We start from the raw sequence: 957 nt of genomic DNA on the forward strand, positions 1-957 counted from the left end.
CCTAAATTCGGATAATAAGTGCAATTTCTCAGATTAGATGGCCAGCTGTTATAATTCGGCCATTTTCTCGCCAAAGGAAATTGCTTTAATGAAATATAAACAGCTGACACAAGAAGAAAGATACCAGATTTACGCGTTAATAAAAGCAGGAAATAACCAAAAACAGATAGCTGATGAACTAACTCGTTCACCGTCATCTATCTCTAGAGAGTTAAAACGCAATAAAGGGCTTAAAGGCTATCGACCTAACCAAGCCAATAATTTTGCAGAGCAAAGACGCAAGTCATCTTTCAAAGCAATTAAGTTAACAGATGATGTTACTGACTGGATTAATAAATTGTTGGTTGACGGACTTTCGCCAGAGCAGGTGGCAGGCCGCTTAGCTTTAGAGAAAAAGGTCATTTTGCATCATGAAACGATTTATCAATATATTTACAGAGACAAGGCTCGTGGTGGTGAACTACATAAGACACTCACTCGTGCATGTAAAAAGTATAAGAAACGCTATGGAAGCTACGATAAACGTGGACAGATAGTTAATCGAGTCAGTATTGATGAACGCCCAAGTATTGTGGATTCAAAGTCTAGGATTGGTGATTGGGAGGGCGATACAGTGATAGGCAAAGGGCGTAAAAATGCCCTTGTCACAATGGTTGAACGTAAAACGTTATATACAGTTGTTCACAGAATTGAAAGCAAGCATGCGAAAATAACAGCCGATGCGCTGATCAAGTGTATGACACCATATAAAGGTAAGGTTATTACCGTGACTTTAGATAATGGAAAAGAGTTTGCTCACCATGAGCATGTTGCACAAAAATTAGAAGCTGATGTGTATTTCGCTCACCCATATTCATCATGGGAGCGGGGCATAAATGAGAATACCAACGGCTTACTTAGACGCTTCTTCCCCAAGGGAACTGACTTTATGGCGCTAAGTGAAGCAGAAATACAGGC

The 957-nt window shown here is 39.9% G+C and carries 1 protein-coding gene; it reads left to right on the plus strand.

What is annotated here, in order from left to right; all coding sequences use genetic code 11:
* Positions 1 to 88 precede the first annotated feature (88 nt).
* Positions 89 to 957, plus strand: an 869-nt coding sequence (locus GQR55_RS19960) for an IS30 family transposase (protein WP_166421960.1), incomplete at its 3' end; no start/stop codon positions are given.

Origin of the sequence: Pseudoalteromonas sp. Z1A8 (assembly GCF_011378855.1) — a bacterium.
Classification (GTDB): domain Bacteria; phylum Pseudomonadota; class Gammaproteobacteria; order Enterobacterales; family Alteromonadaceae; genus Pseudoalteromonas.